Below are 21,730 nucleotides of genomic sequence, written 5' to 3'. Positions count from 1 at the left end.
ATTCGGTTACTTTGTTGACTCATTAAATTCTTCCTTTATGCGACCCGTTGTTTGTAACCTGCTGCTGGCAGCGTTCCCGGCCATTGCCTTTGGCCAGTTTTCCGACAATTTCAATGACGGCGATTTTTCGCAGCATCCTTCCTGGCAGGGAATGGACAGCGCTTTCCGCGTGGACGGCGGCGTGCTGCGAAGCCGTCATACCGTTCCGAACAGCACCTTCTACCTCTCGTCCCCCGTTGCCCTGTCCGGCGCCCTGGAATGGGAATGGTGGGTGCATCTCGACCTTGCCACTTCTTCCACCAACTACGCGGACGTGTACCTGCTTTCGCCCGACGCCGCTCTGGGCGCGGGATATTTTGTGCGGATCGGGAATACGGCGGATGAAGTGAGTCTTTATTGCCATCCGCCCGGCAGCGCTCCCCTGAAGCTGATCGACGGGCGGGACGGAACCTCCGCGGGTCCGCTGCGGATCCGTGCGACGCGCACGGAGGAAGGTGTGTGGCGGCTGTACACCAATGGCCTGCCCGAAGGGCAGGCTGTAGACAACACTTTTGCGGAAGGCGCGCACTTTGGTTTGAAAGTCCGCCAGTCCACCGCATCCTTTTTTCAGCGGCATTATTTTGATGACATCTTCATCCGTCCGTTTATCCCTGATGTCATTCCGCCGGAAGTATTGGCGGCGGAGGCTTTGAGCGCGGAGGAGATATTCATCCGGTTTTCGGAGCCGGTGGATAGTGTTACCGCCTGTGATGCGGGGAATTATGTGCCGGGGGTGCGGAGGGTGGAATGGGGAGGCGTAGTGGTGAGGGTTTTCCTGTCAACCCCGCTTCAAAACGGCGTCAGTACCCGCTTTTCGGTGAAAGATGTAAAAGACCTCTATGGCAATGCAATGCCCTTGCAGGAAATGAATGTGCTGCATTATACGCCCGGCCGCTACGATGTGCTGATACACGAAATCCTCGCTGATCCTTCGCCGCCCACAGGATTGCCGGAATATGAATATGTGGAGCTGCGGAATGTGTCGCCCCACGCCATCCGCCTCGATGGCTGGACGCTCCACAACTCTTCCACCAGCGTTTCCCTGCCGGCCTACACCTTGCAGCCGGACAGCCTGGTGGTGGTTTGCGGAAGGCTGGCTTTTTCGTTCTTTCATCCGGCGCTGGATGCCGGCAGCTTTCCGCCGCTCGCGAATGAAGGAGAAACACTTTCGTTGTATGACCGGCAGGGAACGCTGATGCATGCCGTGGCGTACAGCAAAAGCTGGTATGCCGGCAGCATCAAGGATGCCGGCGGCTGGAGCCTGGAAATGAAAGATACCCGCTGGCCCTGCGCGGGAGCGGATAACTGGAAAGCCTCCACCGACGTTACCGGCGGAACACCGGGAAGATATAACACCGCGGCCGGCGCCATTCCCGAACCGCCTGTTACTTCACTGGTTCGTATATCCGTCCCTGATAGCATGCAGCTGCGGCTGCATTTTTCCGGCGGGCTGGATAGTGCGTCCGCCAGTGATCCATTAAATTATAATATCCCCGGCATTGAACAGGTGAGCGTTGCCCCGCCGCTTTTCAATATCGTCACCTTGCAGCTGAAAGAACCCGTCCACACGGGCAGCCTCATGTTCCATCATATAAAAGACTGCGGCGGCAGAACGGTGACGCTGCCGGAGCCGGTACCTTTCGCAAGGCCGGTGGCGCCGGACAGTCTTGATCTCGTGATCAATGAAGTGTTATTTGATCCGCCGCAGGGCGCCGCGGATTTTGTAGAAATATTCAACCGCAGCGGCAAGGCGATAGAGCTGGACAAACTGTACTTCGCTTCCCGCGGAACGGATGGTGTGCTGAAGCAGGCGGTCTTGCTCACGGAGGGGCCTTTTCTCTGCATGCCCGGAGAGCATATGGCCTGGTCGCCGGAACCGGCGTTGTGCAGGTTCTTTACCTGCGGCGCCGTACAGCGCATTTCGGCATTGCCAACACTCCCGCCGGATGAAGGGAGTATTGTGCTGCTAAGGGCGGATGGTCAGGTGATCGATGAAGTGGCGTATAACAAGTCCTGGCACCACGGCGTGTTGCAGCAGACAAAAGGCATTTCCCTGGAACGGCTGCACCCGGATTATCCGTCCGGCGACCCCCACAACTGGCATTCCGCCGCCGCCACGGCAGGATACGCCACACCAGGGGCCGTTAACTCACAATTCCAGCCGGCCACGGCGCTGAACAGCGGCTTTACCCTCATGTCCGAAGTATTCAGTCCGGATAACGACGGGCAAAATGATGTAGCCCTCCTGGCATGGGACCTCCGGCAGGGGCAAACCGCCAATATCACCATATTTGACGGCCGGGGCCGGCCCGTCCGCCATCTTGCCCGGAACCTGCTGCTCTCCGTTAATGGCCGGATCAGCTGGGACGGCTTGTCAGACGCCGGTTTGATCGCCCAACCGGGCATTTATATCATATTTATACAGATTTTTGACCCGCAGGGAAAGACAGGGGCATGGAAATTGCCGCTGGTACTGGCCGGAAGGTGATTTCAGCGGTACATTTTACAGTACATCCGGGAAATGAAAATTTGTCAGGAAGATATCTATTGCTAATTTTTTATATTTGCCCTTCTTAAAAATGAAAACATGCAGTACAGAGAAATTGTTGCAGTAACCGGACTAGGCGGTTTATTCCAATTGCTGGCCAGCAAACAGGATGGCGCTATTGTGAGATCGCTGGAAGATAAAAGTACACGCTTTGTATCTTCCCGGGTACATAACTTTACCCCATTGGAAAGCATCGAAGTGTTTACAACCGGTGAAAACGTAAACCTGTCGGCTGTTTTCAAAGCCATGCAGGAGCAGGAATCCAAATTTCCCCTCGCCGACGCCAAAGCAGACAACAACACGGTGAAAGCTTATTTCAAAAACGTTTTCCCCGAATTTGACGAGGAGCGCGTATATGTAAGCGATATGAAGAAGATGGTGAAATGGTACGCCATCCTCAAAACCAACGATCTGCTGAAGTTCGAGGAAGAAGAAACGGAAGAAACAACCGAAGCGGAAGCCGCTGCGCCGGTGGAAGAAGAAAAACCGAAAAAAGCCACAAAAGCGAAAGCGAAAAAAGAAGAGGCAACGGAAGAAGCGCCCGCAGGCGAAGAAAAACCCGCGCCTAAGAAAAAAGCCGCAGCAAAGAAAGCCGCCGCTCCCGCAGCGGAAGGTGAAGAGAAAAAGCCTAAAGCAACAAAGAAGAAGAAGACAGAAGAGTAATACCTTTTTTTATAAATGCCGGAGGCTGACCAATACTTTGGTCAGCCTCTTTTTATGCTGATACCGGATGGCGACGGTATAGCAGCGTTTTGTGCCTAACCGTTTTGGGGAACCAACAGCGGTCTTATTAGGCGCTGTCGGGCCGACATTCATTTTCAAAATGTTAAAGTCTATTCCCCGCTTGCCGCTCAATTTTTTTCATCCGGATTTGTTGGCTAATTTTATCGATACTCAAAAGTTAAACGATGACACCATCCGCAAATATTACAAAGCCGCCCAGGCACTTCCTGCCGGAAGACTTTACGGTAACCACCTGGGAAGCTTTGGAACCGTATTTCATCTCCCTGCAGAACCGGGAGATCAACAGTAAAAGTGAGCTGGAAAAATGGCTGGCAGACATGAGCGAAGTGGAAGCCGTGATCAGTGAAGATGCCTGCTGGCGCCAGATCCGCATGACGCAGGACACCGCCAACAAAGCATACGAAGAGGCATTCACCTATTTCTGCATGGAAATCCAGCCCAAACTGCAACCCCATGCCGATATCCTCAACCGCAAGCTGCTGGACTGCCGCTTCACCGCGGAGCTGGACCCCGCTATCTATTTCCCTTATCTGCGCAACGTAAAAAAACAGGTGAAGCTGTTCAATGAAGCCAATGTGCAGATACAGGCCGAGTTGAGCGTAATGGCGCAGCAGTTCGGTGTGATATCCGGCGCCATGACCATCAAGGTGAAAGAACAGGAATACACCTTGCAGCAGGCCGCCAAGTTCCTGGAAAGCCCGGACCGCGCACTGCGGGAAGAGGTATTCACCAAAACGGCCGCCCGCCGGCTGCAGGACAAGGTCACGCTGGACAACCTGTACACCGAGCTGGTGAAGAAACGCCACCAGGTAGCCCTGAACGCGGGTTTCGAAAACTACCGGGACTACAAGTTCGAGGAACTGGGCCGTTTTGAATATACCAGGGAAGATTGTTTCCAGTTCCACGCAGCGGTAAAGGAGCACATCCTGCCGCTGGTGAAGCAGTTGCTGGAAAGACAGCGCCTGAAACTCGGACTGGATATATTGCGGCCGTGGGACGGCGATGCGGAGCCGGAAGGGACAAAACCGCTGGAACCCTTCACCAGCGGAGATGAAATGATCAGCAAATCCATCGCCTGCTTTAATGAATTGCGGCCTTTCTTCGGGGATTGCCTGCAGGTGATGAAGAACATGCAGCGGCTGGACCTCGACAGCCGGAAGAACAAAGCCCCGGGCGGATATAACTGCCCGCTCGCGGAAACCGGCGTGCCTTTCATTTTCATGAACGCCGCCGGCCAGATGAGAGACCTTACCACCATCGTGCACGAAGGCGGACATGCCATCCATTCCTTCCTCAGCCACGATCTGCCGCTCAGCTCCTTCAAGGAATACCCGATGGAAATAGCGGAGGTCGCCAGCATGAGCATGGAACTCTTCAGCATGGACCATTGGGAGATCTTCTTCAGCAACCCGGACGAGCTGCGCCGCGCAAAACTGCAGCAGCTCGAACGCGCGATCAACATTTTCCCCTGGATCGCAACGATCGATAAATTCCAGCACTGGGTATATGAACATCCGCAGCATACCGTGGAAGAACGTACCGAAGCATGGGTGCGCATCATGGATGAATTCTCGCCCGGTAACATCGACTGGAGCGGGCATGAAAACTACCGTGCCAGCAACTGGCAGCGTCAGCTGCACCTGTTTGAAGTGCCGTTCTATTACATTGAATATGGCATTGCGCAGCTCGGCGCCATCGCTATGTGGAAGCAGTACAAGGAAAATCCGGAGCAGGCGCTGGACAATTATATGAAGGCGCTCAGCCTGGGGTATACAAAAACGCTGCGGGAACTGTATGAAGCGGCGGGGATCAGGTTTGATTTCTCGCCTGCTTATGTGAAGGAGCTGGCAGGGTTCGTACAAAAGGAGATCGACAAGATCATCGCATAAAAAAAGAGGCGTCGTAATGGCGCCTCTTTTTATTTACATTCTTTACAAACCCCGCTGACCACTACTTCCACGTTATGCGCGGCATAGCCTTTCGGCAGCTGTATCACGGGAATGTCCGTTTCATCCAGGCATTGTGTGCTGCCGCATTCTTCGCAGCGGAAATGCACGTGGTGATCATGATGATCGTGCTCCCCGCAATCCGATTTGCAGATCGCGTACCGCACGGAAGTATCGGTGGTAGGTATCTTGTGAACGATCCCTTTATCCAGGAAAGTCTGCAGTGTGCGATAGATCGTTACCCTGTCGAACGACTTCCCGCTGAGCTTTTCAAAGTCAGCATGTTCCAGCGCGCCGTTACTTTTCATAAAGAGCTCCAGTATTTTAACACGCGTATCCGTAATGCTCAGTTTACTGGAGCGCAACAACTGCACGATGAGTTCTTTTTGTTTTGCAGCCATGATGGATCAATTTATTCATGCATCAGCCGGTCAATATCCTTGATCAGCTTCTCAATATCTTTATCTTTTGTGCCTTCATACAATCCGCGTACCTGTCCTTCGCCGTCCACCAGCGCGAACCACTGCGTGTGCACGAAATCGTCAGGCCCTGTGTAATGCCCATCGTCTACCAGGTAGCTTTCGCGGGCCAGCTTGTATAACTGCCGTTTGTCGCCCGTCAGGAAATGCCAGTTCTTCGCGTCCGCGCCATGTTTTTCCGCATATGCTTTCAGTACGGGAATGGAATCATATTCGGGATCGGAGGTATGGGAAAGGATGAGAAAATTGGGATTGGATTTGTATTGCGCATACACTTTCTCCATATTCTTGTTCATCACCGGGCAGATATTGGTACAGGTGGTGAAAAAATATTCCGCCACATAGATCTTGCCTTTCACATGGTCCTGTGTAATGCTCTTTCCTTCCTGGTCCCGGAAAGTGAAACCCTGTACGGTGTGACCGGGGGAGCCCAGCACCGGCAGCTTTTCCTTTCCGAAAAATTCACCTGAATCTTCCTTGATCATCAGTCCGGAATATCCCATAAATCCGGCGCTCAGCAATACAAAGAAGACAATATAAAAGATCGCTTTTTTAGACATATCATTTCCACTTGATCGGATATACAAAGGTAGCACAGTTTGCGTTATTTCCCTACCAGCACGGCGTCATCCAGGTTATAGTATAATTCGTAAATATTTTTCTCGTTGAGCCTTAATCTTCCTTTAAACTTGACAAAATCGTCCGTTTCAAAAGAAGGACTGCCTGATTTGAATTTCAGCGCCATGATAGATTCCGGTCCGGCGCCGCCGCAAAAGAAGCAGGAGCTGTTCGGATTGGCGGAGAGCACGTACATGCCGCCTTTTACATCGAGGGGAATAACATACCCGCTGATAACGATGTTTTTGCCGTGCAGGGCCTTGATGTTACGGCTGAAAGAAGGGTAGAGCATGGGCATTTGCAGCTTCTCGTCCCATTTCCGGTCGAAAATAACGTCGGACAGCTGTTTCCATGTTACGCTGCGGGTGGTGGTATCCGCGTAGGTAACGGTGGATACCGGCAGCGGGCTTTCATTATTGGCGGATTGCCGGAGGCTGATGAAGCTGGACAGATATCCCGCCGATATGGATGAATGGCGGCAGAACTGCGAGATATCCGAGCAGGATACCAGTAGAAAAGCCAGGCCCGCCAATAAAAATCTTTCTGTTTTAAGCATTTGCCAGTGTTTTAGAAATGTTAAGCCGGAACGCCCGGATGGCCGGGAAGAGCGCGGCGAGCAGACAGGCTGCCAGGATGGCGGCAGCGGTGATCATGTCTGTAGCAGTGATCTTCCAGAGCCCTGAAAAGGTGAGGTGATAGTTGGTAAACACCTCTTGCTGCAGCAGCCACAGGCTTAGCCTGCTCAATAAAAAGCCGCCGAGAATGCCGGCAAGTGCGAGGATAAGGGCTTCCGACAGCACCAGTCCCAACAATTTCCCACGGCCGGAGCCCATGCTGCGCAACAATGCCAGCTCGTACCTGCGTTCGTGGGTGCCCTGCACCAGCATTACAAAAATACTGCAAGCAGCCAAGCCTGCCAACAGCCAGCCAAGAATGCGGAGCACTTCGGCGCCGGAACCCATCAGGGACTGAAGACGGTTCACTTCTATTGCGGGAACGGCGGCCTGCATATTTGTATTTTCATTGATCATGCGGGGGAATTGAAGCTGTGCGAGGGGGCTTCTGAAGTGGATGAGAACGGCGGTGATCTGTTTGTTGGCAGCTGTAGCGGCTACGTGGCCGTTTGCCGGAACAGCGTTTTGGTGCTGATCATGATCTGCTGGTTCCTGATGATCGTCTTCATGATCATGGGCGTCAGCCGCATTCTGCCGGTCAGCATCCGAATGGTCATCCTCCGGATGGCTATCCGTTGCATGATGATGTTCGCCGGCAGCGCTGTTCGTACGATCATCCGCCTTTTCATGATCATGTTTGTGTGCATCATCATCATCCGTTCCATGATCGTGCTCCTGCACCGCATTATCCTTTTCATGATCATGTTCAGAGTCTTCATCTTCAAGATGTTTCGCCGGCTCATGGATCGTCCACACGCTTTCCAGCGGCGTAAGGATTAGTTGGTCGATGGCGAGCCCCGTTGCCGGAAGCACCCCCACCACTACATAGCTATGCTCCTCATGCACATGCCCTTTTTCTTCCAGCCCATGCGTGCCGGCAAAGCGGCTGCCGATCTTCAGTCCGGCGCGCTCCGCCACGGTGGCGCCTATCACCACTTCCATCGATCCGGAAAAAATACGCCCTTCGCGGGGCTGTACCTTGAACCTGTCCAGGTAAGCCGGCGTGGTGCCCAGTATCCGGTATCCCTTGTAGGAGTCGCCGAGCGAAAGCGGGATGGCGGATTCCACCATCGGATGCTGCATGAACCGCTGCGCTTCCTGCAGGTAAATATTGCCGGTGGGAGCGTCCAGGTTATACACGCTGGAAAGAATGAGCTGAAGCGGGCTGCCTTTGGCGCCCAGCACTAAGTCCACCCCTTCGATCTGTTTTTCCAGTTGTTCTTTCGCCTGTCTGCTCAATGCGATCAGCATCAGGAGCACGGCCGTGCTGCAGGCGAGCAGCAGCCAGCAAAGCGTTGCGTACAGCGGTTTATGTAAAAGATTTTTAAATGCAATGCGAAGGATCATGATAGTTGGATGTGATGATCAAATACTTGTTTCAACCGGCTGTCGTGCGTAACGATCAGCAACGCCGCCTGTTGCTGCTGCGCCTGTTCCGCGAGCAGCTCCGCCACTGCGATGCAGTTCTGGTCATCCAGGCTGGCGGTCGGTTCATCCGCCAGTAACAGCTGTGGGGAGGAGATCAGCGCGCGGGCGATGGATGCGCGTTGCTGCTCGCCCTGGCTGAGCTGCGCCGGTTTTTTGTGCAGCAGGCCATGAATGCCCAGCCTTTCCGCAATGTTTCGCAGCCGTTGCCGCGGATGGTCTTTCGAGGCGAGCGCTGCTGGCAGCAGGAGGTTTTCGCCTACGGTCAGGGATGCGATGAAATGCGATTGCTGGTAAATAATGCCGATGTGTTTGCCCCTGAAGGTGTCCATCGCTCCTGCGCTGAACGGCCCGATGTCCGTTCCGGCGATGTTGATCTCCCCGCCGGAAGGCTTCAACAGCCCGGCCAGAAGGTGCAGCAGCGTTGTTTTTCCCACGCCTGATTGTCCGGTTATCAGCAGCACGCGGCCTTCCGCGCACTCCATGTCCGGAAACCGCAACTGCCGCCCGTTGGGATATGCGTAAGCAAGGTTCCTGGTGTATATCATGATTCCTTTTCTTTAAAGCAACACCGTTGCATTCTGATGCTGCTGATGGGTGAAGATACCCATCCCTGCTTAATTTTTTTCTTAAAGTTATATTAAAATGCAACAATGATGCAAAAAACACCTAGTTTTGTTGCCTCAAAAAACTGAAACTGTATGCGGACGAATCTTTTCTCTAAATGGAACCTGGATGCGCTGGGCATTGGCGCTTCCCTGGTATGTGCGGTGCATTGTGTGTTGCTGCCGCTGGTGATTACTGCGCTTCCCTTGCTGGGACTGGAAATGCTGGAAAACGAATTATTGGAATACGGGCTGCTCGCCTTTTCTTTCCTGGTGGGATATACCGCATTGTTCCGCGGGTATCGCCGCCATCACCGTCATATTCGCCCGCTGGTGCTGTTCACATTGGGGTATGCCGGGCTGCTGGCCGGACATTTTTTATCGCCGGAGGATTGGGAGCCGTTTGTGATCTCCGCCGGTGCGGGGCTGATCGTCTGGGCGCATTTGCTGAACCTGAAGGAATGCAGGAGCTGTAAAGTTTGCGCGGAAGAACCCGCGGAAGCGCATCAGCATTGATCCCTGGCAAATGAAACAGCTTTGATAATGCGTGATGCATCGCTTGTCCACGAACGTTAAAGTCCGGTGTTATTTGAGCGACCGCTGCGGTTACCGGCAGGTTCCATTTTTCTGACAGCTTCATTCAATCACATCCTCCATCTATTATTATGACCACTTTCCAACTCACACCCGCCATGCTGCGAAACACTCCGCAAAAACTTCCCGTCACCGTTCTGAGCGGCTTCCTCGGCGCCGGCAAAACCACGCTGCTCAATCACATCCTTCATAACAAAGAAAACCTTCGTGTAGCCGTTATCGTGAACGACATGAGCGAAGTGAACATCGATGCGCAGCTGGTGCGCAACGAGAACGTATTGCATCATACGGAAGAAAAGCTGGTGGAGATGAGCAACGGCTGTATCTGCTGCACGCTGCGGGAAGACCTGCTGCACGAGGTGCAGCGCCTCGCCGCCGAAGGACGTTTTGACTACCTGCTGATAGAATCCAGCGGTATTTCGGAGCCACTACCTGTAGCGCAAACATTCACTTACCGCGACGAAACGCTCGGGATCGACCTGGGTGCTTTCAGCCAGCTGGATACGCTGGTCACCGTTGTGGATGCATATAATTTCCACCGGGATTATGCCGGCCGCGAAATGCTGGACGACGGCAGTGACCGCGGCATCGTGAACCTCCTCACCGAACAGATCGAATTCGCCAACGTGATCATCCTCAACAAATGCGATCTTGTTTCAACAGACCAGAAAAACGCGCTGAAAGCCGTGATGCGCAAGTTCAATGCGGACGCCAGGATCATTGAAGCGGAACAGGGGAAAGTGCCGCTGCGCGAAGTACTCAACACCGGCCTGTTCGATTTTGACAAAACCTCCCAAAGCGCCGGATGGATCGCGGAACTGGAACGGGAGCACGTGCCGGAAACGGAAGAATATGGCATCAGCTCTTTTGTTTACCGCAGCCGCGAACCCTTCCATCCCCGGCGTTTCTGGCGTTTTATCAGCGAGCGCTGGCCTTCCGGCGTGATCCGCAGCAAAGGTCTTTGCTGGATCGCTTCCCGTCCGGATACCGCCATCAACTGGAGCCAGGCCGGCGCTTCCCTGATGGCCGATAAAGCCGGGCAGTGGTGGTGTTCCATCCCGCCTGAACGCTGGCAGACGGACGCCGCTACCACAGCGCTGATCCGCGAGCGCTGGCATCCCGTTTTTGCCGACCGCTACAATGAGATCGTCATTATCGGTCAGGATCTTGATAAGGAAGCCGTCACCCGTGATTTGAACGCCTGCCTGTGCAACGATCCGGAGATCAGCCACTGGGCCAGCGGAGGTACGTTCGACGATCCGTTTCCCGATCTATAATTTAGATTAATCTAAAAATAAATTTAGATGAATATCAATTCTGTTTTTAAATTTGCCTTATAAAATGGAAAAATGATCACTGGAATTATACGCATCGGCTGTATTATATTATTGATAACGCATACAACGGAATTGCTTGCGCAAGGCCGGCTGAAAGGTACCGTTACCTCGGACGGCAAGCCCGTGCCTTTTGCCAGCGTTGGCTTTAAAGACTTGAAAACCGGCATCGTCACCAGCGAAACAGGCGAATTTGATCTGAAGAACGTTCCCCCCGGCCGGCATCAGCTGCAGGTAAGCGCCGTGGGATATGTACCATACCTGCAATCCATCCACATAAAAAGCTCCGGTATAACAGAAACGGCTGTACGGCTACAGGCTACCGCTTCCAGCCTGAATGAAGTCGTGGTCAGCGGCACGCTGCGGCCTGTTACCAAAATGGAAAGCCCCGTGCCCGTGGAGGTTTATTCGCCGGTGTTCTTCAAAAAGAATCCCACGCCAAGCATCTTCGATGCGTTGCAGAACGTGAACGGCGTGCGGCCGCAGCTGAACTGCAACGTGTGCAACACCGGCGACATTCATATCAACGGCCTCGAAGGACCGTATACCATGGTGATGATCGACGGAATGCCCATCGTCAGCGCCCTCTCTACCGTTTACGGCTTGTCCGGCATCCCCAACAGCCTCGTCGAAAGAGTGGAGATCGTAAAAGGGCCTGCTTCCACGCTGTACGGATCGGAAGCGGTGGCGGGCCTCATCAACATCATCACTAAAACACCTTCCTCCGCGCCTTTGATGACGGCGGACGTAATGGCCACCAGCTGGCAGGAGTATAATGTGGACCTCGGCCTGCGGATGAATGCGGGCAAAAAGGCGCAGGGATTGCTGGGGCTGAACTATTATAATTACCAGCAACCGGAAGATAAAAACGGCGATGGCTTTACGGACGTGACCCTCCAGCACCGCATCTCCGTGTTTAACAAATGGAGCTTTATCCGCAAACACGACCGGGTGGCGTCTATCGCTGCGAGATATTTCTATGAAGACCGCTGGGGCGGCGAAATGAACTGGGGCAAACAATGGCGGGGAACGGACAGCGTGTACGGCGAAAGCATTTACACCAGCCGTGTGGAGGTGATCGGTCAATACCAGCTGCCCACAAAAGAGCACTTCATGCTGAACGGGTCTTTCAATTATCACGACCAGAATTCGGTGTACGGCACCACCTGGTTCCTCGCGCAGCAGTCCATCGCCTTTGCCCAGCTTACATGGGACAAGGAGGTGGGGCGGCACAACCTGCTGGCGGGCCTTCCTTTCCGGTATACTTATTATGACGACAACACCGCCGCCACCGCCAGTAAAGACCAGAACCCGCCGAAACGCACTTTCCTGCCCGGCGTATTCTTCCAGGACGAGTTCAAATTTGCGCCGGGGCATACCCTGCTGATGGGCATGCGGTACGATCATAATTCGGTGCACGGCAACATCCTCACGCCACGCTTCGCCTACAAATGGGCGCCCAACTACCGCAACGTACTGCGGCTGAATGCGGGCACCGGCTACCGCGTGGTGTCCATCTTCACGGAAGATCACGCTGCATTGACCGGCGCGCGCGAAGTGGTGGTGAACGGAGAGCTGAAACCGGAACGCAGCTGGAACATGAACCTCAACTTCACGAAGAAGATACCGTTGAATAATGCCTTCCTCGGGCTGGACGCTACCGCTTTCTACACGTATTTTTCCAACAAGATCTTCCCGGACTACAGCCGCCCGGATACCATCAGCTATGAGAACCTCAATGGCCACGCCATCTCGAAAGGCGCCAGCCTGAATGTGGACCTGATGTTCAACTTCCCGCTGAAGCTCATTGCCGGGGTAACGTATGTGGATGTATATGAAAAGGAGAACGGCATTAAAACGCGGCCCATGCTCTCTGAAAGGTTCTCCGGCACATGGTCTGTTTCCTATACTTTCACGAAACCGGGCATCAGCGTGGATTACACCGGGAACCTATACGGCCCGATGCTGTTGCCGCTGCTCGGCGAGCATGACCCGCGGCCCGGGGAATCGCCGGTATGGAGCATTCAGAATATCCAGCTCACGAAAAAATTTGCAAAAGGATGGGAAGTGTATGGAGGCGTGAAGAACCTGCTGAATTTTACGCCGCCGAAGAACTCCATCGCGCGCTCGCATGATCCGTTCGACAAGCTGGTGGAATACAATCCGGACGGCTCCGTGATGCAGACCGCGGAAAATCCGTATGCGCTCACGTTCGATCCGAGTTATGTGTTTGCGCCGAACCAGGGGATACGCGGGTTCCTTGGCGTACGGTTCACCCGTCAATAATAGTTAAAGGCTTAATCCAATCTTGATACCCAGATGGACGCTTGGCAGTACGTTGACCAGCTCGCTGTGATCTTCGTTCACGCCACCGCCATTTGCAGAGAAGTTTGTGTAACGGTACACCTTGCTGCGTACGCCAACGCCGAGGTAGGGATCGATCACGAACTTCTCTTTTTTGATCTGGCGCCCCAGCAGTAACTGAATGCCATATACATTTTTGTCCCCGGAGTTCTGGTAGGTCTGGCCGTTCAGGGCAACATCTTCTTTGGGGTAAAATATCTTTTTAAAGAACAACACCGGTTCAAAGTAAGTGCCGCGGGCATTGGTAGCAGCCTGCGGGCGGAAGATGTACCATTTCATGCCGGCCCGAAAGCCAAGGCCGCGGCCTTCCACCAGCTGCTCGGTGCTGAGGCCGGGTTTCTTCTGCCCGATGTCTACCCGCCGCAGGAAAACATAATCCGGATAGTCTGTATAAATACCGCTGATGCCAAGTTCGAGGCTGAGCTTCTCGGTGAGGTCCTGTTCCAGGTAAATATCCAGCGCGCTGATGATAGTGGTGGGGTTGACTTTCAGATAAGTGTGCTTGCGGAATTTTTCCTGGGCATTGGAACATAGGCTGGCAAGCGAGAATAGCAGCAAAAAGGGTAGTGATCTTTTCATCTGTACAAAGTGTTTTTTCAGCAGCCAGATGGAACTTCGTTTCATAGCAGCTTACAGTTGAATATCAGTGCAGGATTGTTATTCTGATGTCAATAATCGTTCCACAATTAGGGGAAACCACTGATGCTCCAGCACCTGTACCTTGCGCGCCAGCGTCTCGGGCGTATCTTCGGGCGAGATGGCGCAACGCTCCTGCAGGATCACCCCGCCGTCGTCGTACTTTTCGTTTACATAATGAATGGTGATGCCGCTTTCCTTTTCACCGGCGGCGAGCACCGCCTCATGCACAAAATGGCCGTACATGCCTTTCCCCCCGAATTTAGGCAAAAGCGCCGGATGTATATTAATAATACGTCCTGAAAATGCGGTAACGAGGTTGGAAGGCACTTTCCAAAGGAAACCCGCCAGCACCACCAGGTCGATCTCCTTTTCCTGTAACAGCTTCACATAGCGGTCTCCCCGGAAAAACTCCTCCTTGTCGATCAGCACGGCCGGGATCTGTTCCTTCTCCGCAATGTTGAAGATGCCGGCGCCGGCTTTATTGGAAAGGATGAGCGTTACCCTGGCAAGGCCGGAATTCCTGAAATGGTCGATGATCTTTTGGGCGTTGCTGCCTGTGCCCGATGCGAAAATGGCGATATTCTTCAAGCCTGTTGTTTTATGAGGAGCAAAAATAGGCAGATAAGACTTTATGGGTCGGTCTTTTTTCATAAATTTAAGGGTAGGGTATGATAAACTATTGTGAAAGTATCTTGTTAAGGAAAAGTAGATTTTGTGTAATTTGAACACAATAAAAATTCTTTAAATATATAACTGCTATTTCAGGGCAGGCAAAAATAATATCATTCAGAAGCCCGGTTTTCTTCTTTCGGGAAATATGATTTTTATCAGGAATTTATACGGACCAGAGCGTCGCAGGGCAGGATTACATCGTCAAAACCGGCTATAGTAAAGCATTTCAAGAGATCGTTTTTGTGTGGATAGTATATAAAAAGTGCTATCAAAGCAAGGGTAACTTTTTTTTAATTGTTGGTAAATTGTCAACATTCTGTCTTATTTTTGCTGGCACTTTTAAAGAAACCTTAGGTCAAATCTAAACTAAATAGGCTGTGTATCGTCGTGTTTCCATTCGTTTGCGTAAGCAATTTGTGAGTGTTCTTATCCTATGCGCGGGACTGGTTAGTTCTATTTCCGTGGCTCGGGCAGCAGATCCTGGTGCGGGTAAGACGCTATTTCAGCAGAACTGTGCTTCCTGTCACAATGTTCATAAAAAGCTGACCGGACCTGCCCTGGCGGGAGTAGAGGACAGATGGCCTGATAAGAAGCTTCTTCATCAATGGATCCGCAATTCTGCGGCTGTTCTGGCTACTGGCGATAAATACGCCAACGATCTCTTCAATCAGTATAACAAGCTGCCGATGACGGCCTTCCCGGGCCTGAAGGACGAGGATATAGATAATATCCTGGCCTATGTTGCGCAGGAGCAATCCAAGCCCGCAGGGGGCGCCGCTCAGGGAGCCGCTGCTGGTGCTGAAGCCGGCGCAGGCGCGCAGGATTCAGGCGGTAACAGCCTGCTTTTCGGTATTATCACGCTGATCCTCGCTATCGTAGCGGTGATCCTGATGCAGATCAACAGCAACCTTAACAAGCTGGCCGCCGAAAAAGAAGGGCATGAACATGCCGAACCCGTTCCGTTCTATAAGAATAAGGCGTATATCGCTATCTGTATCATATTATTGTTCGTTGTAGGCGGATACTTCACTATCCAGGGCGCCATCGGCCTGGGCCGCCAGCAGGACTACATGCCGGAGCAACCCATCTTCTACTCGCACAAGGTGCACGCCGGTATTAACCAGATCAACTGTCTGTATTGCCATTCCTCCGCGGAGAAAAGCAAGCATGCCATGATCCCTTCCGAGAACGTCTGCATGAACTGTCACAAAGCCATCACAGAGTATACCGGTCCAGACCTGTTTACCGCTGAAGGCAAGAAAGTGAACGGTACTGCGGAAATCCAGAAGCTGTTCGATCATGTTGGATGGGATCCTAACGCACAGCGTTACACCAAACCCGGCCAGCCGATCGAGTGGGTAAAGATCCACAGTCTGCCTGACCACGTTTACTTCAACCACTCCCAGCACGTAGCAGCCGGCAAGGTACAATGCCAGACCTGCCACGGCGAGATCCAGAACATGGACGAGGTGCATCAGTTCGCTGACCTCTCTATGGGCTGGTGTATCAACTGCCACCGTACAACCAATGTACAATTCGCTGAGAACAACTACTACAGCATCTTCGAGAAACTGCATAATGACATCAAGGACGGTAAGATCAAGGATGTGACGGTTGAAATGGTGGGTGGTACCGAATGTCAGAAATGCCACTATTAATATATAAGGATAAGGAGCTAGACTCAACATTTTTAAATCGTAACTCGATATAATCACATGGAGCAAAAAAAGTATTGGAAAGGCTTGGAGGAGTTGCACAATACGGCTGCGCATAAAGAAGCTGTGAAAAACGAATTCAGGGAAGACCTGCCGTTTGAAGAGAGTGAAAGCCTGCTGAATGCTACAACCCCCCGCCGAGATTTCTTGAAATACCTCGGGTTCACCACCGCGGCGGCAACCATTGCCGCAAGCTGTGACATCCCGGTGAAGAAGGCCATCCCTTACGTGAATAAGCCGCAGGACATTACACCCGGCGTACCCAACTATTATGCTTCTGCCTATGCTGTAGATGGTGAATACGTTCCCCTGGTGGTGAAAACCCGCGAGGGCCGTCCCATCAAGATAGAAGGAAACGAAATGTCTGCCGTTACCGGCGGCGCCACCACGGCAAGGGTACAGGCAACTGTGCTGGGCCTCTACGATGTAGCCCGTCTCCGTTATCCCGGTATCAACAAGGGAGCGGACAAAGGCGACAAGCTGGAAGACCGTGTGCAGGAACTGACTTTTGCGGAGCTGGACAAACAGGTAGCCGCTGCTATCGCCGGCAAGCCTGTGGTGCTGCTGTCCTCCACCATCATCAGCCCTACTACCAAAAAACTGATCGGCGAGTTCCTGGCGAAATACCCCGGCTCCCGTCACGTTACCTACGATGCGGTTTCCTATTCCGGTATGCTGCTGGCGAATGAAGCCTCCTACGGGAAAAGGGCCCTGCCTTCCTATCATTTTGAAAATGCAAAAGTAGTGGTAAGCCTCGGCGCCGACTTCCTCGGTACCTGGCTGAACCCCGCAGAATATTCCCGCCAGTACGGCGCCAACCGCAAGATCAATGCAAAGAACCCGGAAATGAGCAAGCATTTCCACTTCGAAAGCATGATGAGCCTCACCGGCGCCAACGCTGACGAAAGATACACACACCGCCCGTCTGAGACCGGCGCCGTAGCCCTCGCGCTGCTGGCAGCACTCGGTGGCGGCGTAACCGCTCCCGTGATCGCGGACGCCCGTCTGAAAGAAGGTATCGCCAAAGCCGCCAAAGCCATCCAGGCCAACAACGGCAAAACACTGGTGGTATCCGGCTCCAACGACGTGAACGTACAGATCATCGTGAACGCCATCAACAACCTTGCCGGCGCAAACGGCACTACCATCGACTGGGCAGTGACCTCCAACTACCGCCAGGGTATCGACAGTGATATGGCGCAGCTGGTGAACGACATGAACGCCGGCTCCGTTGGCGCACTGCTCGTGTACGGCGCCAACCCCGCTTACGATTACTTCGATGCGAAGAAGTTCGCGGACGGTATCAAAAAAGTAGGCACGTCCATTTCTTTCAACGACCGCTACGACGAAACCACACAACTCTGCAAATACATCGTTCCCGACCATCACTTCCTCGAAAGCTGGGGTGATGCGGAAGGACGTACCGGCTACTACGCTTTCATCCAGCCGACGATCGCTCCCCTGTTCAAAACCCGCGCATTCCAGTCCTCTCTCCTGAGCTGGAGCGGAAACACCACAGCCTGGGAAGATTATCTTAAGAATGAATGGATCGCGAAGCTGGGTTCCCAGGAAGCGTGGGACAAAACACTGCAGGATGGCGTGATCGAACCGCAGGCCGGTGCAGCCCTCACAGGCGCTGCATTCGCAGGTGACGTTGCCGGCGCGGCTGCAAAGATCAGCAGCGCGAAGAAAGGCGGCAAAATGGAACTGGTGCTGTATGAAAAAGTTGCGATCGGTAACGGTAAGGAAGCCAACAACCCCTGGTTGCAGGAAACCCCCGACCCGATCACCCGCGCTACATGGGACAACTACGCCTGTGTATCCAATACAGTAGCGAAAACCTTCAGGACCGAGCTGGGCGACGACTACGAGATCCACGCAGAGAAGCAAGTGCTGAAGATCACCGCAAAAGGTGTGACCGTAGAACTGCCCCTGCTGATCGTTCCCGGTATTCATCCCGATGTGATCGCCATTGCAGTAGGTTACGGCCGCGGCAAAAAGGCATTCATCGGTAAAGCTGCCGGTGAAGTAGGCGCGAACGCTTATCCGTTCGTTTCCTTCAACGGCCAGACGTTCGATTACTTTGTAACAGAAGCAACCGCCGAGAAAACCGGCAGACAATACCCGGTGGGCCTTACGCAAACGCATAACAGCTACGAAGGCCGCCCGATCATCAAGGAAACTACCCTCGAAGAGTTTATCAAGAACCCGAAAGAGGTGAACCACGACCGGGAACACCTGGCGCACTACGGAGAAGATTTCCGTAAAGACGCCACCCTGTATCCCAACCACCCGTACCCCGGCATCAAATGGGGCATGTCCATCGACCTGAACACCTGCTTCGGCTGCGCCGCCTGTGTAGTGGCCTGCTCCGCAGAGAACAACGTTGGCGTGGTAGGGAAGGAACAGGTGGTACTGGCGCACGAAATGCACTGGCTGCGCATCGACCGTTACTTCAGCGGTGATGAGAACAACCCGGAAGTGGTGTTCCAGCCGATGCTCTGCCAGCACTGCGACAATGCTCCGTGTGAGAACGTTTGTCCCGTTGCCGCCACCAACCACAGCTCTGAAGGCATCAACCAGATGGCATATAACCGTTGTATCGGTACCCGTTATTGCGCAAACAACTGTCCGTATAAAGTTCGCCGCTTCAACTGGCGCGACTGGAACGGTGCGGACAGCTTTGAAGGCAACCTGCACGATACCGGCGATATGAACGATGCGCTGACCCGCATGGTGCTGAACCCTGACGTGGTGGTGCGTAGCCGTGGTACGATGGAGAAATGCTCCTTCTGCGTACAGCGTCTGCAGGACGCGAAGCTGGCCGCCAAGAAAGCAGGCCGCCCGATGAAAGACGGAGAAGCGCGTACCGCCTGCCAGCAGGCCTGCGCCGCGGATGCGATCGTATTCGGTAACATCAACGACAAGGATAGCCGTATTTATAAAGTACGTAACGAAGAACAGCAGGACCGCCTGTTCTATGTGCTGGAAGAAACCCATACACTGCCTTCTATTAACTACCTCGCCAAGATCCGTAACAAGGATGCGGCGCCGGTGGCAGCGGGCGCGCATGGTGAAGAGAAAGCTCATCACTAGGAAGTGATCTTCCGCGAAGGCGGAAGAAAAAGATTGAACAAGTAAAGAACCAGTTTTAAGTTTTGAAACAACGTAGTTCCTGCTGAAAGGCGGAACGAGCAAAGCTCGAAATACTATGCATTTGAAGTACGAATCCACACTGAGAGAACCTTTAGTAGATGGGGTTAAAGATTATCACCAGGTAACGGAGGATATTATCGGCCCCATTGAAGCCAAGCCAGGAAAGCTGTGGTACATTGGATTAATTATCTCCATAAGCTTGCTGTTGTTTGGGGCTTTCTCCGTGTTCTGGGAAGTTTATTTCGGTACCGGGGTGTGGAACCTGAACAAGACGGTAGGTTGGGGATGGGACATCACCAACTTCGTATGGTGGGTAGGTATCGGTCACGCCGGTACGCTGATCTCCGCGATCCTCCTGCTGTTCCGCCAGGGATGGCGTACAGGGGTGAACCGCGCGGCGGAAGCGATGACCATCTTTGCGGTAATGTGCGCGGGCCAGTTCCCGATCTGGCACATGGGCCGTGTATGGATGGCCTTCTTTGTACTGCCTTATCCCAATACCCGCGGTCCTCTCTGGGTGAACTTCAACTCCCCGCTGCTGTGGGACGTGTTCGCGATCTCCACGTACTTCACCGTTTCCCTGCTGTTCTGGTACTCCGGTCTGCTGCCGGACTTCGCCACCGTGCGTGACAGGGCTAAAACAAAATTGCGCAAATTATTATATGGCATCGCGGCGTTCGGCTGGACAGGTTCCACCAAACACTGGCAACGCCACGAATCTTTATCACTGGTGCTCGCTGGTCTGTCTACCCCCCTGGTACTCTCCGTGCACACCATTGTATCGTTCGACTTCGCTACCTCGGTGATCCCCGGATGGCACACCACCATCTTCCCGCCTTACTTCGTTGCGGGTGCGATCTTCTCCGGGTTTGCGATGGTACAGACGCTGCTGATCATTACCCGTAAGATACTCGGACTGGAAGAATACATCACCATCGGTCACATCGACGCGATGAACAGGGTGATCGTACTGACCGGTTCCATTGTGGGTGTGGCATATCTGACAGAGCTGTTCATGGCATGGTACTCCGGCGTACAGTATGAGTTCGACGCTTTCTACAAGTTCCGCGCCGCCGGTCCCATGGGATGGAGCTACTATATCATGATGACCTGTAACGTGGTGTCGCCGCAGATATTCTGGTTCCGCAAGCTGAGAAGGAATATCATGGTCACTTTCATCATGTCCATCATCGTGAACATCGGTATGTGGTTTGAACGTTTCGTGATCATCTGCTCTTCACTGTACCGCGACTACCTGCCGTCCAGCTGGAGCTACTACCGTCCGTCCTGGCCCGAAGTTGGTTTCTATCTGGGAACCTTCGGCCTGTTCTTCACCTGTTATTTCTTCTTTGCCAAATATTTCCCGGTGATCGCAGTTGCGGAGATCAAGTCGATCCTGAAAACTTCCGGGCAGAACTTTAAAGAGAAAATGGTGAAACACGAAGAGGAAGACCTGGAGAAATTTGCCCACGATCAGGCACATCACTAAGAATTGAATTTGATTAACGGATTATTGAACACTTATCCATATGGCTGTTAAAAAATTTGTTGTAGGCAGTTTTGATGACGAGGCGGTTTTGTTCCCGGCGGTAAAGAAAGTACGCGCAGCCGGTTACAGGATTCACGACGTGTATACGCCTTTCCCCGTGCATGGTCTGGATCACGCACTGGGCCTGAGAGAAACCAGTCTGCATACCGCAGGCTTCATCTACGGCATCACTGGTACAACCACTGCGTTGTCTTTCATGAGCTGGATATTTACAACAGATTGGCCGCTGAACATCGGTGGTAAACCACACTTTCCGCTGCCCGCATTCATTCCGATTACTTTCGAGCTGACGGTGCTGTTCTCTGCGGTGGGCATGGTGATGACATTCATGTACCTCTGCCAGATGGCGCCCTTTGTAAAGAAACATATCTTCCATCCGCGCCAGACAGACGACCTGTTCGTGATGGCCATCGAGCTGACCGAAAAGACCCGCGCCGAAGAAGTGAAAGCTTTCCTCGATAGCGTTGGAGCGAAAGAGATCAACGAACAGACGGCAGAGACCGGATGGTGGCTGGGCCGCTGGGACCGGGAAGACAAGCTCTTCAGCAAGCCTGCGGAGCCTGTGAATGCATAATTGAAAAAGTCGAAAAACAACGAGATAAATCGACTTTGGAGATTCATCGAGACAT

17 protein-coding genes are annotated in these 21,730 nt (G+C 53.1%); 10 read left to right on the top strand and 7 right to left on the bottom strand.

What is annotated here, in order from left to right; translation table 11 throughout:
* The first annotated feature begins 37 nt into the window (after positions 1-37).
* From CCY01nite_RS06015 to CCY01nite_RS06005, 3 genes are all read left to right on the top strand, one after another.
* The gene (locus tag CCY01nite_RS06015) at positions 38-2,527 is read left to right on the top strand and encodes a lamin tail domain-containing protein (protein WP_146858749.1); all 2,490 of its coding nucleotides are present in this window, start codon (positions 38-40) and stop codon (positions 2,525-2,527) included.
* A 99-nt stretch (positions 2,528-2,626) separates the two neighbouring features.
* On the top strand, positions 2,627-3,250 hold the full coding sequence (locus CCY01nite_RS06010; protein ID WP_146858747.1) for a DUF5606 family protein: 624 nt from the start codon (positions 2,627-2,629) through the stop codon (positions 3,248-3,250).
* Between the two features lie 245 nt (positions 3,251-3,495).
* Positions 3,496-5,220 (top strand): M3 family oligoendopeptidase, encoded by a 1,725-nt coding sequence (locus tag CCY01nite_RS06005; RefSeq protein WP_146858745.1) that lies wholly within the window; start codon positions 3,496-3,498, stop codon positions 5,218-5,220.
* A 29-nt stretch (positions 5,221-5,249) separates the two neighbouring features.
* Here CCY01nite_RS06005 and CCY01nite_RS06000 read toward each other — a convergent pair whose 3' ends face one another.
* From CCY01nite_RS06000 to CCY01nite_RS05980, 5 genes are read right to left on the bottom strand one after another with little or no spacing between them, the layout of a single operon-like run.
* Positions 5,250-5,678 carry a Fur family transcriptional regulator gene (locus CCY01nite_RS06000; RefSeq protein ID WP_146858742.1) on the bottom strand — a complete coding sequence of 143 codons (429 nt, stop codon included), beginning with the start codon at positions 5,676-5,678 and terminating at the stop codon, positions 5,250-5,252.
* A gap of 11 nt (positions 5,679-5,689) precedes the next feature.
* Positions 5,690-6,316, bottom strand: a complete 627-nt coding sequence (locus CCY01nite_RS05995; protein WP_146858740.1) for an SCO family protein — start codon at positions 6,314-6,316, stop codon at positions 5,690-5,692.
* 44 nt (positions 6,317-6,360) lie between these two features.
* Positions 6,361-6,930 carry a DUF3299 domain-containing protein gene (locus CCY01nite_RS05990; RefSeq protein WP_146858738.1) on the bottom strand — a complete coding sequence of 190 codons (570 nt, stop codon included), beginning with the start codon at positions 6,928-6,930 and terminating at the stop codon, positions 6,361-6,363.
* A complete protein-coding gene (locus tag CCY01nite_RS05985) occupies positions 6,923-8,395 on the bottom strand; it encodes an ABC transporter permease (RefSeq protein ID WP_146858736.1) in 1,473 nt (490 codons plus the stop codon). The genes CCY01nite_RS05990 and CCY01nite_RS05985 overlap by 8 nt, the downstream gene beginning before the upstream one ends.
* Entirely contained in the window at positions 8,392-9,021 is a 630-nt protein-coding gene (locus tag CCY01nite_RS05980; protein WP_146858734.1) for an ABC transporter ATP-binding protein, read from the bottom strand. Before CCY01nite_RS05980 ends, CCY01nite_RS05985 begins: the two co-directional genes overlap by 4 nt.
* A gap of 153 nt (positions 9,022-9,174) precedes the next feature.
* Between CCY01nite_RS05980 and CCY01nite_RS05975 the strand changes: the two genes are divergently transcribed.
* From CCY01nite_RS05975 to CCY01nite_RS05965, 3 genes are all read left to right on the top strand, one after another.
* Positions 9,175-9,594, top strand: a complete 420-nt coding sequence (locus CCY01nite_RS05975) for a MerC domain-containing protein (protein ID WP_146858732.1) — start codon at positions 9,175-9,177, stop codon at positions 9,592-9,594.
* A gap of 149 nt (positions 9,595-9,743) precedes the next feature.
* On the top strand, positions 9,744-10,949 hold the full coding sequence (locus tag CCY01nite_RS05970; protein ID WP_246129864.1) for a GTP-binding protein: 1,206 nt from the start codon (positions 9,744-9,746) through the stop codon (positions 10,947-10,949).
* A 72-nt stretch (positions 10,950-11,021) separates the two neighbouring features.
* Positions 11,022-13,292, top strand: a complete 2,271-nt coding sequence (locus tag CCY01nite_RS05965; RefSeq protein WP_146858730.1) for a TonB-dependent receptor — start codon at positions 11,022-11,024, stop codon at positions 13,290-13,292.
* A 3-nt stretch (positions 13,293-13,295) separates the two neighbouring features.
* On the opposite strand, the gene CCY01nite_RS05960 is transcribed toward CCY01nite_RS05965, so the two are convergent.
* The gene (locus tag CCY01nite_RS05960) at positions 13,296-13,949 is read right to left on the bottom strand and encodes a hypothetical protein (RefSeq protein ID WP_146858728.1); all 654 of its coding nucleotides are present in this window, start codon (positions 13,947-13,949) and stop codon (positions 13,296-13,298) included.
* A gap of 78 nt (positions 13,950-14,027) precedes the next feature.
* The gene (gene purN, locus CCY01nite_RS05955) at positions 14,028-14,597 is read right to left on the bottom strand and encodes a phosphoribosylglycinamide formyltransferase (protein WP_146858726.1); all 570 of its coding nucleotides are present in this window, start codon (positions 14,595-14,597) and stop codon (positions 14,028-14,030) included.
* A gap of 500 nt (positions 14,598-15,097) precedes the next feature.
* Between purN and CCY01nite_RS05950 the strand changes: the two genes are divergently transcribed.
* From CCY01nite_RS05950 to CCY01nite_RS05935, 4 genes are all read left to right on the top strand, one after another.
* Positions 15,098-16,339 carry a c-type cytochrome gene (locus CCY01nite_RS05950; RefSeq protein ID WP_371863613.1) on the top strand — a complete coding sequence of 414 codons (1,242 nt, stop codon included), beginning with the start codon at positions 15,098-15,100 and terminating at the stop codon, positions 16,337-16,339.
* A 57-nt stretch (positions 16,340-16,396) separates the two neighbouring features.
* A complete protein-coding gene (locus CCY01nite_RS05945; RefSeq protein ID WP_146858724.1) occupies positions 16,397-19,492 on the top strand; it encodes a TAT-variant-translocated molybdopterin oxidoreductase in 3,096 nt (1,031 codons plus the stop codon).
* Positions 19,493-19,607: 115 nt separating this feature from the next.
* Positions 19,608-21,041: an NrfD/PsrC family molybdoenzyme membrane anchor subunit gene (gene nrfD / locus CCY01nite_RS05940; RefSeq protein ID WP_146858722.1), complete on the top strand. Its 1,434-nt coding sequence runs from the start codon at positions 19,608-19,610 to the stop codon at positions 21,039-21,041.
* A 40-nt stretch (positions 21,042-21,081) separates the two neighbouring features.
* Positions 21,082-21,675, top strand: coding sequence for a DUF3341 domain-containing protein (locus CCY01nite_RS05935; RefSeq protein ID WP_146858720.1), 594 nt, complete (start codon positions 21,082-21,084; stop codon positions 21,673-21,675).
* The last annotated feature ends 55 nt before the right edge of the window (positions 21,676-21,730 follow it).

The sequence above is a fragment of the Chitinophaga cymbidii genome, assembly GCF_007992715.1.
Lineage (GTDB): Bacteria > Bacteroidota > Bacteroidia > Chitinophagales > Chitinophagaceae > Chitinophaga > Chitinophaga cymbidii.
This window is presented reverse-complemented; position numbering and strand designations above follow the sequence as displayed.